This window comes from Dactylosporangium sp. CS-047395, assembly GCF_050942185.1.
Taxonomy (GTDB): domain Bacteria; phylum Actinomycetota; class Actinomycetes; order Mycobacteriales; family Micromonosporaceae; genus Dactylosporangium.
Genome location: NZ_CP192015.1, coordinates 4,499,926 through 4,510,847, shown reverse-complemented (window position 1 = coordinate 4,510,847; position 10,922 = coordinate 4,499,926). Strand labels below are relative to the sequence as shown.

Below are 10,922 nucleotides of genomic sequence, written 5' to 3'. Positions count from 1 at the left end.
CGCCCGGCCTCATCCGGCGGCGCCGTCGACCACCGTCGCCGCGAGCAGCCCGGCCAGGTCCTCGGCGATCTCCACGGTCCAGGGATGGCCGGCGCCCAACGCCTCGACGTGCAGCGTGACGACGTCCTGCGCGACGGCGGTGGCCGCCTCGAGCCGGCCGAGCCCGGCCAGCGTGTGGGCGAGTTCGGCGCGGTACAGCAGCGTCTCCGGATGGGCCGCCCCGAACATCTCCGCGAGGGTCGGCAGGGCCCGTTCCAGCGTCCGCAGGGCCTCGTCGTACCGGCCGGTCGCGCGCAGCTGCGAGGCCAGCGAACCCAGCGCCTGGCTGGGCCAGGGATGCGTGTCCCCGAGGGCCGCCCACAGGCCGTCGGCGGCGGTGCGGGCGTGGTCGACGGCGAGGTCCGGCTGGCCGGCCGACTGCAGCCGCCGAGCGTACTGCAGCTGCGACCACAGGGTGTCGCGGTGATCCGGGCCGAGGACGCGGCGGCGCTGCTGATAGTTGTGCTCGGCGGTGGCCAGCCCTTCGGGCCCGTCGGGCAGGATCATCGTCAGGACGCTCTCGGTCAGCAGGGTGTCCGGGTCGTCCGGGCCGAGTGCGGCCCGTTGCCGGTCCAGCGTCGCCCGGCCGATCTCGCGTCCGGCGTGGATGTCGCCGTTGGAGGCCAGCACCTTCGCGAGCCGGGCGGCGGCGGCGGCCAGCGTGTGCCGGTGCGACGGGCCGAGTCGCTCCTGCCACGCCGTGTGCAGGCGGGTGGCGAGGTCGAGGGCGGGGCCGTAGTCGCCGCGGACGTCCAGATGGCGGGGGATCCGCACGGCGAAGTCGCGCAGACCCGGCTCGTCGCTCGCGGCCGGGTCCAGGGCCAGCGCGTGCGGGATGAGCGCACTCCAGCGGGGCCAGGTGCGGGGGTCGTCGCCGTTGTCGTCCGGGGCCACCGCGGCGACGGCCCGCTCGGCGCGGCGGCAGGTGGCGGCGAGGGCGGCCGGGTCGAGGCTGTCGCGGCGGATCGCCTGGGTGAGCCGATGCATGAGCAGCCCGCGGCCGTCGACCCGCGCGAGGCCGTACCGGGTCGCATGCTCGACCACCGAGGCGGCCAGGATGCCGTCCCCCCGCGCGGCGCTGCGCAGCACCGCCACCGGGACCGGCTCCGGCGCGAGCACGGCACAGACGTCGAGCAGGTCCCGGTCGGCGGCCACGAGCCGGTCGGCGGCGACCCCGACCGTGGCGGCCAGCGACCGGGGGTAGCTGGCCGGGCGGCCGGTGTCGGCGACGACCGCCGCGTGGGCGTCGAGTTCCGCCTCGTACTCCGCGGCCGGGATGCCCTGGGCAGCCATCACGCCGGCCGCCTGCGCCAGCGCCAGGGGCAGGTCACCGAGGCGGGCCGCCAGCCGGTCGGCGTCGTGCGGAGCGAGGCCGTCGACCCGGCCGCAGAGCACCTCGACCGACTGGGCCCGGTCGAAGACGCCGACCGGCACCGGCGTGGCCACCTCGGTCCACAGCGGCGAGCGAGAGGTCACGAGGGTGTGGCTGATGCCTTGCGGCAGATGCGGGGTGAGGACCTCCGGGCCGTCGGCGTTGTCGAAGACGATGAGCGACCGGCCGGCCGGCAGCGTGCGGAGGTGGCGGTGGAGGGCGGTGACGGCCAGGGGCGTCGCCGTGCCCGGTCCGCAGATCTTGGCCTCGACGGCCAGGGCAGCGAGCTGGTCGCCGATCCGGTCGGCGTCTTCGGCGTCGACCCACCACGCCTGGTCGTAGCCGGCCGCATGCCGGTGGGCGTACTCGACCGCGAGCCGGGTCTTGCCGACGCCGCCGATGCCGCACAGCACCACCGGTCCGGCGTCCAGCCGGTCGGTGACCTGCTGCAGGAGGTCGTCGCGGGGGACGAACCCGGTGATCCGGGCGGGCATCCGCCAGATCGGTGGCAGGCCGCGGGCCAGGTCGGGCGCCGGGTCGGCGAGCCGGTCGAGCAGCGCCGTCCATCGCTGCCGGGCCGCGTCGGCGAAGGGCCGATCGATGCCGAGCAGCGGCTCGTCACGCCACACAGCGCGGGCCGCCGCCGCGTCGCCCGCGGCGACCGCGGCCTCGAACCGGAACGCGTCGACGGCGGACGGTACGACGTCCAGCCGGTACGCCGTCGGGCTGCCCGCATCGGTCACGAGAACATCCTGACCGAGCACCCCCCGCAGCTCACTGATCCGCTTCTGCACCGCCGTGCGGTCCGTGCGCCGACCCAGCCGGCGCGCGTCACCCCACACATCGGCGAACAACACATCGACCGTCACCAGCCGGCCGCGGGCCAGCAGCAGCCGGGCCAGCACGGCAGCCGTCAGCGGCGGCAGCGGTATCGGTTGTCCGTCAGCTTCGGCGCTGACGCGGCCCAGCAGGCTGAACGAGAGCGCGGCCACGGCCAGATGGTATCCGACCCCATACAGTGGGTCACGCGACGCCGAGCGTGCACAGGTCCCAACCGCCGTAGTAGCCGCTGACATAGACGTTGGTCAGGCGAGGGCTGCGATAGTTGAACGCCTTCTGGAAGACCAGCGGCAGCATCGTCGCGGTATCCATGACGGCGTCGTCGACCTGCCGCCAGGCGGCCGCGACCTCATCCGGGGCCGTGGTCCGGGCCGCCGCGTCGATGAGCCTGTTCACCTCCGGGTCGTCGAGCTCCGCATAGTTGTTGTTGCCGGACTCCCGAATGGTGCGGCCGTCGACCCGCAGCGGCAGGAAGCCCTGGGGGCTGGGATAGTCGGCGGCCCAGTTCGACAGGATGATGCCGTAGCCGTTGCGGTGCACGTTGTCCGGTGAGCCGACGTCCGATCGGAAGTAGGTGCTCTGGTCGAGCGGACGGATCTTGGCGTCGATGCCGGCGGCGGCCAGCGACTGCTGGATCGCCTCGGCCACGCGGACCGCCCGGGGCCGGTCGACGACGGTCAGCACAGTGGTGAAGCCGTCGGGGTGGCCGCATTCGCGCAGCTCGGCGCGGGCCTTGTCCAGCTGCGGGCGGCCGGAGGCGGTCTGGTAGCGGTCGGTGGTGCTGTGCCCGACGAACGCCGGCGGCAGCAGGTCGGTGGCGATGTCGCCGCCAGCGTCCGGGCCGCCCTGAGCGGTCTGCACCGCGGTCTTGTCGGTGGCGTACTGCACCGCGCGGCGGCAGTGGACGTTGTCGAACGGGGACACGTGGACGTTGATCGCGGCGTACCCGAGCGACCCGGTGTACGGCTCGTCGGTGTTGGCCTTGCGGGCCGGATCGAGCAGCACCTTGGCCTGGTTGCCGGGTTGCAGCCCGATCTGGTCGAAGCTGAGGTCGAGGGTGCCGTCCAGCAGTTGGGCGTCGACCTCGTCGGGGGCCAGCCCCATCGTCAGGTTGATCTCGTCCGGCAGGGCGGTCCGGACAGGGTCGGTGGTCGGGTCCCAGGCGGAGTTGCGGGCCAGGGCGATCCGGCGGCCCTGGTCGATGACGGTGAACTTGTACGGGCCGGAGGAGACCGGCCGGGAGCCGTACTTGTCGCCGGTGTCCGCCGCGGCCGGTACCGGCGCGGCCGTGCCCATGGCCAGCAGGTAGGGGAACTGGGCGAATGGTTCGGCCAGGTGGAACACGATGGTCCGGGGGTCCGGGGTCTCCACTGAGCGTAGGCCGAGCCGGTCGGGCGCCGGGTCGCGATATGGGCCGGGGTACTGTTGGCCTTGGTCGAGGCGGTCGATGAGATAGGTTGGGCCGCCGGACAGGACATCCTGGGCGAAGGCCCGTTCGATGCCGTACTTGACGTCCTGGGCCGTGATCGGCTCGCCGGTTTCGAACCGCACGCCCGCGCGCAGAGTGAACCGGTAGGTCAGTCCGTCGGCGCTGACCTCGGGCATCGCGGTGGCCAGGTCGGGTACCAACACGGTGCCGGCGATGCCCGGACGCGGGGCGGCGGTCAGCAGGGTCCGTGTGTACAGCCGCTGGGCGTTCCATTCCGAACTGTTCCACGAGCGAGCCGGATCCAGCTCGATGCTGGACAGTGACGTGCCCAGGTGCAGGGTGCCGCCGCGGTTGGCCGAGGGCCGGATGGTGCCGGTCAGGCCGGCGTTGAACCCGCTCGGCGACGGCGGTCTCGGCTCGGACGCCGCCCGCTGGCAGCTGGCGGCCGTCAGCAGCAGACCGGTCAGGACGAGCGCGCGGTACCGGTCCATCGCAGCCCCCTCAGGCATCGTCATACGTCACTATCGAGATCGGGTCGCCGGCCCACCATGGTTCACTCGTGCGGGTTTGCCGCGCTGATCGTCGGCGGATCGGTAACCGCCGTGTTGGAGGTACGGACCAGATGTACGGCCCAGCGCAGGTGGGCCATGGTGACGGCGGGAGCGCCGAGGCGGGCGGCGCGGTGCGCGGCGGTGAGGATGACGTTCTTGATGTCGCGGCCGGACATTCCATCGAGCAGCGCCGCGGCCGCCGGTGACGTCACGCCGCCGGCGACCGGCAGTCGCCGCGGCCGCAGCCGGTCGAAAATGGCCGCCCTGGTGGCCGCGTCGGGCATCGGGAAATGTACGCTGAGCATCCGGCCGGCAAACGCCGGGTCGTACCGGCCCACCATGTTGGTCGCGAACACCGCAACGCCGCTGAACTCGTTGAGCGACAGCAGCAACTGATTGCGGGTGGCGTTGGTGGCCTGCTCAGCACCGTGGCTAGCGGCCGTGATCCGCCGGGACAGCAGCGCGTCGGCCTCGTCGACGAACAGCACCGCGCCGTCACGGGCCGCGGCGTGGAACAGCGCCTTGACGTTACGGGGACCGTCGCCGTGGAAACGACTCTCGACATCGGCGTAGCCGGCCTCCAGGATCGGCCGGTCCAGGTACGCGGCGATGGCGTGTGCGGCCATCGTCTTACCGGTACCGGGCTGACCGAACAGGTTGAGCGCGACCCGCCGGGTCGGCTCGATGTCGGCGAGGCCCCACTCCTGATAGAGACCGGCGTCGCCGCGAACGGCATCGATCGAGAACAGGAGCTGCTCCCGTACGTCGGGCCGGAGGACGAGTCGGTCGAAGCTCGCCCGCGCCGGGCCCGCGACGAGGCGCTGGGCCCGGGCCGCGATGTCGTCCTCCGCCCCCGGCCGCCACGGTGCGGCCGGGTGGGGGTCGGGGACCAAGGGGAAGGTCACGATCAGCCCCTATGCCGCGCAGTGGGCGGGGTCGGTGCTGATGTCCAGGGCTCGTACCGCGGCGGTGGCGTACCCGGCGGGTGTGGTGACGAGCAGGCGCAGGCAGCCGCCCGCCGAGGCGGCCTCCTTCGTGCGGGCGATCACCACCTCGGTGGCGAGATTGCCGATCAGGGTGCACACCCGCTTGGCCAGCGGCCCGTACTGCTTCTGCACCGCCTTGCAGGCCAGCTTCACGAACTGCCGGGCGAGGCGATCGGTGAGCAGGGGATGCTTGTCGAAGAACCGGCCGGCGGCCGTGGTGGTGGCGCGGCTGAGGTAGATCGAGCACCCGTGGTCGTCGCAGTTGGCCTGCCCGGCGATGCCGAAGTCGAGCGACGCGCCGTCGCTGGGCAGGTTCGCATAAAGCGCGTCCTTGGTCAGCGGGCCGGCGTCGCCGTCCTGCTCTAGGCCGTACTGGGCCTGGAACGAACGCACCGCGTCCTGCGTCTTCGGGCCGAAGTCGCCGGTGCCCTCCAGCTGAGCGCCGTACTGGTTGAGCAGGTGCTGCAGCGACCGCGGGCAGTCGCCACTGCCGCCGCGGCCGAGATCGACGCATTCGATGCGCAGGTCCCAGTCGGTGCCCGCCGGCGGCAGGTCGTACAGGGCATCCTTGGTGGCCGCATTGACCACGGCGTCGGCCAGCAGACCCCGGTTACGCTGGAACTGGCTGACCCGCACCACCGTGCGCTTGCCGAAGTCCTGCTCGCCGAAGAAGTACGCGCCCCGCAGCTCCAGCTGGTGCCGCAGCAGCGCGATGCACGGCCCCGCATCTCCAGCCCGCAGATCGGGGCAATCAGTGCGTAAATCGCTGATCGGCCGGTCGGTCGTTGCGGCACCGCCGCCTCCGCCCGCACCGGCAGCAGCGCCCCCGCTGCTCCCGCCGCCGGCGTTCGACTGCGCAACGCCCCCGCAACCCAGCAGTACCAGCGTGACAACGCCCGCGACGGCGAACCACACTCCTTGCGCGGCCCTGCCCATAGCGCCCTCCTCATGTCGGCTGCAGACATGACAGCCGGGACGCCGCTTCCGATGAAAGTACCGGACTGCTTCCGATCCGCTTCCGGTCGGCAGCGGTACCTCAGAGCTGGGCGACGGGCGGCACCGCCAGGTCGGCGCCGGACCCGGCCGTCACGACCGCGAGTGCGGCGGCGATGTCGGAAACATCGGGGTGGGTCTCACCCAGGACGCGGGCGCTGCGCGCGAGCACCCGGCCGGCGAGGGCCGCCGCCTGCTCGTACCGGCCGAGGTGGAACAGGTTCACCGCCAGCTCGGTCTCGGCCAGCAGCGTCTCGCGGTGGTCGGGGCCGAGCACGTGCGGGAGATGGGCCGCGACATCGGCCAGGATCGGGGCGGCCTCGGCGAACCGACCCAGCGCCTGCAGCACGCGGCCCAGCTCCGATGCCGTCTGACTCGTCCAGGGATGCTCGGCACCGAGTGCCTCCCGCAGGCCGGTCGTCGCCTCCTGGGCCAGCGCCAGGGCGCGTGGCACGTCACCGGCCTCCAGCAGATGCCAGGCCAGCACGGAGGCCGACCACAGTGTGTCGTGGTGCCGGTGGCCCAGAACGCCCCGCCGGCCGTAGTACGCCCATTTGGCTAGCGCTGTGCCCTCGCCGCCGGGCCGCATCATCGCGAACGTGGAAGCGGTGCGCAGCACGGCCGGGTCGCGGTTGCCCAGCAGCCGCCGCTGCGCCGTAAGGGTATGCCGCAACAGCGCCCAGGCCTCGTCGAGGCGGCCGACATGGCCCAGCGTGCTGGCATGGCCCCGCGCCGCAACAAGGGTCTGCGGATGCTTCGGTCCGAGCCGGTCGCGCCACACGGTGTGCAGCCGCTCGGCTGCGCCAATGCCGCCGCTGCGGACTCGCCCCGGATCAGCTGGTAGCGCACCAGTCGCAGCGCGATCTCGCGCAGGTCGGGCTCGGACGCCTCGGCCGGTTCCAGGGCGAGTACGTGCGGCCGCAGCTCGGCCCAGCGGGACCATGTGGCGGGCATCTCGGCGAGGTCGCCAGGTGCGCAGGCCACGACGGCGGAGACCACCCGGTCGCGCAGCGCCGCGCGGTCCGCGGCGGTCAGCCAGTCGCGGATCACCAGCTGCGTGAGCCGGTGCAGGAGGAGGCCGCGCTGGTCGATCCGGGCGATGCCGAAGCGGCCGAGGTGCTCCAGCGCCGGCCACACCGACGCCTCGCCGGCGGCTTGGCGCAGCAGCGCGGTCGGCACGGTCTCGGCAGCCAGCAGGGCGCACTGTCGCAGCAGGTCGGCCGCCGCCGGCGCGCTCTCGGCGAGCTGCTGGGTCGTGGCCAGGATCGTGGCGGCCAGCGTCGCGGGGTACCCGGCCGGACCCGGCCGGTCGAGGACCTCGAGGGTGCGGCGGTCGAGCGCGTCGAGGTACACGTCGGCCGGCATGCCCTGGGCCGCCATCACGTACGCACCCTGCGCAAGGGCGAGCGGCAGGTCACCGAGCGCGGCCGCGACCCGGTCGGCCGTGGCCGGATCGAGGCTCGGCAGCCACCGCCGCAGTAGCTCGTGTGACTGCTCCCGGGGGAAGACGCCGACCGTCACGGCGACCGCGGTCTCGATCCACAGCGGGTTCCTCGACGTGATCAGCACATCCGCGCCGGTACCCGGCAGCCACGGCGCCAGGTCCTGCGGCGTTTGCGCGTTGTCAAAGATCACCAGGTGGCTGCGCGGGGACGCTTCGCCGAGACGTCGATGCAGAGCGGCGACGGCGTCGGGCACCGAGCTGGCCGGCCCGCACGCGTTGACCGCGACGGCCAGCTCGGCCAGCTGCCCGCCAATGCTCTGGCCGGGCCCGGCGTCGACCCACCAGACCGCGCCGTAGGCCGACGCGTGCCGGTGGGCGTACTCGACGGCCAGCCTCGTCTTGCCGGCCCCGCCGATGCCGCACAGCGCCACCGGGCCGGTCGGCAGCACCTGCGCGATGCGGCCCATGAGGGCCGGGCGGTCCACGTTGCCGATCGCGGCAGGCGGGATCCGCCAGACCGGGGACCGCAGACCGTGCGGCGCCTCGAGCGCCCGCTCGGTCTGACGCAGGTCCGGATCGTCGGGATGATCGGACAGCAGGTCGGCCAGCAGCCGCTCGCCCGCCGCCCGGTCGTTGTGCTGGAGGTATTCCCACACCAGCCGGATCCGGGCGGCGCGGCGCAGCGCCCGCAGCCGCTGCGCCGCCGAGCAGCTCGCGCCGGACGGGTGCTGGTGGCGCCGCTGCGGATGCGGGGCATCACCCGCAGCATCGCCTTCGCCCGCACCAACAGCGACGGTGCAGGTGACGGGTTGGTTGCCCGGTCGATGCTCATGTGCGGCTTCGTGCCGATGCAAGGGGCGGGCAGCATCCCCGAGCAGCACATTGAGCTCGCCGGGAACACCGTCGTCCTGCGCCTCGACGACGGGACGACGACCGTCGACCCGGATGCGCTCACCGCGGCGATCGCCGGTCCGCGAACCGAGGTGTGGTCCGGGGTCACGCTGCCGGGCCGGACGTCGTTCGAGACATTGCTGCTATGGCTGACCGGCCAACCGGGCCCGTACGGGCGGCTTTTCGTCGATCGGGAGCAGGCCGTCGAGCGGTTCGGTGGCGTCGTCGTCCCGTTCGCCGCGGTCAGCCCGGCGTTTCTCACCGGCGACAGCCTGGCCCACCTCGTGCTGCGCAAACTCGACGAACAGACCGCCGCCGAGCAGCCGCCGCAGGAGCAGCGATGGGAATTCGGCGCGCACGGCTTCGGCCCCGACGCCGCCGCGGTCGCCGACCGGTTGTGCGACGCGATCCGTGCCTGGGACCGTCACGCCCCCAATCCGCACATCGTCGTCTACCCCACCGGAACCACCGTGCCGCCGAACGACGGCGGACTGCGGCTGCTGGTGCCGCGCCGGCACACCACCATCGCCGTCACCTGGCCCACGCCCTCGCCAACATCCCCGCCAGCCGCCCAGCCGGCGTCGACGCCTGTATCGGCTGCCACGACGTGACCACACCGCATCCGATGCTGCTGGTGATCCGCGGGAACTCGGCCAGTGGCAAGACCACCGCCGCGCGGGAGGCGCGTCGCCGGGCCGGCCGCGGCACCGCCCTGATCGAGCAGGACCAGTGGAGGCGCGTGGTGTTGCGCGAGCACGGCGGCCTCGGCGACGAGGCGGTGGCGGCCGGGTTCATCGACGTGTCGGTCCGGCATCTGCTCGGTGCCGGCTACCACGTCTTCGTCGAGGGGATCCTGCACAGCGGCGGTTACGGCCCGATGCTCCGCCGCCGCAGCAGCTGCAGGTCGTCGCCTTGCACTGGCACCCGCCGGACGGCATCCCGCGCCTCGGGGTGTTCTTCCACCTCGAGGCCGACCCGGCCGGCCACGGCACACCGGTCGTCACCGAACCAGCCAAGTGCGCGCAACTGCGATGGGCGCCGCTGGACCCCCTGCCATCGCCGCTGCTGCGCTACACCGCGATCGGCGTCGAACTGTACCGATCTCGCAATAAGACGCGTGCTGATAGCTGGATCGGGCAACGGCCGATTAGTGCCAACTTCTACGTGCTCTTTATGACCAGGCTGTGGATGCCTTTGCCGGCCATGCAGCACTGGCAGGCAATGCCTGTGCCGCCGGAAGCTGCGGAAGCGGTGCCATTCATACCGACGGTCGAGAACGCGTGCAGGGCAGGCAACGCCTGGGTCAGTGTGCTGCTCGGCTGGGCGGCGAGGGCCGCGAACGCGATGACGGTGCCAGCCGTCCAGTTGGTGGGGTCATCATCGCCGCGCCGGTAGCGCCGGTTGATGTCGAGCAGTTGGATTATTGCGGCGATGGTGATGTGGTTGGCGTCAGCGAGCCGGTGCAGGTAGGAGCCGAGTGTCTCGCGGGACACCGGCGGCAGACCGATCGGCAACGCGCGGACGTTCATTCTGCTGGGGTCTGGCTGCTGGTGCGCCGTCGGCGCCTTTGGATGGTGCGAAGCTGTGGAAGACCGCCGTTGTGGAGATCTTGCCGGACTTGGTGACCATGAGCAGGTCGTTGGCACCCGGTCCGTGGCGAACGCGCCAAACGGCGTGGCCAGAATGCCGTACGGGTTGGAGCCGATCAAACTGCCCGGGTCGCCCTGGTTGGGGCTCTTGGCCTCCTCGTACGCGTTGAGGTCCGCGATCGGCTTGACCGCGCCGCCACGTACCCCCGGATGCAGGCTCACAATGTGGCCCATCAACCTTGCGCCAGGGCCGAGGAGCGTGCGGGTGCCCAGGTCGTAGGCGCCGCCGATCGTGGCGACGAGCCCCGGCCCGTCAGGCGAAATGTCGTGCAGGCCGAACACCGAGCTGCCGTCCTCGGCGGCGAGCGACGGCAGGCCGGTGACCACCCGATGAGACTTGGTACGCCCGTCGAGCCGTGGCGGGATGGCGGTCAGCGCGGCGCCGGCGCCGAGGCACTGCCGCTCGCCCTCGAGGCCGTTGTCGATGCAGGGACCCGCTCCGGCGGGCCTCGGCGACGTCCAGCCATCCGTGGTTGCCCATCGCGATGCCGCGCGGATTGTCCAGCCCGCTGGCGATGACCCTGACCGACGGCTCGGCCTCGGCGGCGGATGCGGCCGGTGCGCCGGCCAACACCAGCGCAGCGGCCACGGCGCGAGCCGGGACAACGTGACTAGGCTTCATGAACACCCCGTTCCTCGTGTAACCGCAGGTCAATCACAGAACGTCACCCTGCCACTTGGGTTGATGGCCGTCGATGCGACGTTTCGCCTATGGGGTTCCGGGTGCC

At 72.5% G+C, this 10,922-nt stretch carries 8 protein-coding genes; 1 reads left to right on the top strand and 7 read right to left on the bottom strand.

Going from position 1 to position 10,922, the window contains the following annotated elements:
- Positions 1–9 precede the first annotated feature (9 nt).
- The 6 genes from fxsT (ACQP00_RS21100) to fxsT (ACQP00_RS21075) all read right to left on the bottom strand — a co-directional run bounded on the left by fxsT (ACQP00_RS21100) (position 10) and on the right by fxsT (ACQP00_RS21075) (position 8,310).
- Complete coding sequence (gene fxsT, locus ACQP00_RS21100; protein WP_433221601.1) at positions 10–2,403, bottom strand: FxSxx-COOH system tetratricopeptide repeat protein; 2,394 nt, start codon at positions 2,401–2,403, stop codon at positions 10–12.
- Positions 2,404–2,434: 31 nt separating this feature from the next.
- Positions 2,435–4,189 (bottom strand): ABC transporter substrate-binding protein, encoded by a 1,755-nt coding sequence (locus ACQP00_RS21095; protein ID WP_433221599.1) that lies wholly within the window; start codon positions 4,187–4,189, stop codon positions 2,435–2,437.
- Positions 4,190–4,233: 44 nt separating this feature from the next.
- Positions 4,234–5,136: an AAA family ATPase gene (locus ACQP00_RS21090; RefSeq protein WP_433221597.1), complete on the bottom strand. Its 903-nt coding sequence runs from the start codon at positions 5,134–5,136 to the stop codon at positions 4,234–4,236.
- A gap of 9 nt (positions 5,137–5,145) precedes the next feature.
- Complete coding sequence (locus ACQP00_RS21085; RefSeq protein ID WP_433221595.1) at positions 5,146–6,153, bottom strand: peptidoglycan-binding domain-containing protein; 1,008 nt, start codon at positions 6,151–6,153, stop codon at positions 5,146–5,148.
- Positions 6,154–6,253: 100 nt separating this feature from the next.
- The gene (locus tag ACQP00_RS21080; protein WP_433221593.1) at positions 6,254–6,829 is read right to left on the bottom strand and encodes a tetratricopeptide repeat protein; all 576 of its coding nucleotides are present in this window, start codon (positions 6,827–6,829) and stop codon (positions 6,254–6,256) included.
- Entirely contained in the window at positions 6,799–8,310 is a 1,512-nt protein-coding gene (gene fxsT, locus ACQP00_RS21075; RefSeq protein WP_433221591.1) for an FxSxx-COOH system tetratricopeptide repeat protein, read from the bottom strand. Before fxsT (ACQP00_RS21075) ends, ACQP00_RS21080 begins: the two co-directional genes overlap by 31 nt.
- Before the next feature lie 75 nt (positions 8,311–8,385).
- Here fxsT (ACQP00_RS21075) and ACQP00_RS21070 point away from each other — a divergent pair, with 75 nt between their 5' ends.
- Positions 8,386–9,156, top strand: coding sequence for a hypothetical protein (locus ACQP00_RS21070; protein ID WP_433221589.1), 771 nt, complete (start codon positions 8,386–8,388; stop codon positions 9,154–9,156).
- 549 nt (positions 9,157–9,705) lie between these two features.
- Here ACQP00_RS21070 and ACQP00_RS21065 read toward each other — a convergent pair.
- Positions 9,706–10,521: a hypothetical protein gene (locus tag ACQP00_RS21065; protein WP_433221587.1), complete on the bottom strand. Its 816-nt coding sequence runs from the start codon at positions 10,519–10,521 to the stop codon at positions 9,706–9,708.
- Positions 10,522–10,922 lie beyond the last annotated feature (401 nt).

Coding starts and splice junctions, on each gene's coding strand:
- ACQP00_RS21095 (WP_433221599.1), bottom strand. CDS start 4,189: ATGCCTGAGGGGGCTGCGATGGACCGGTACCGCGCGCTCGTCCTGACC.
- ACQP00_RS21085 (WP_433221595.1), bottom strand. CDS start 6,153: ATGGGCAGGGCCGCGCAAGGAGTGTGGTTCGCCGTCGCGGGCGTTGTC.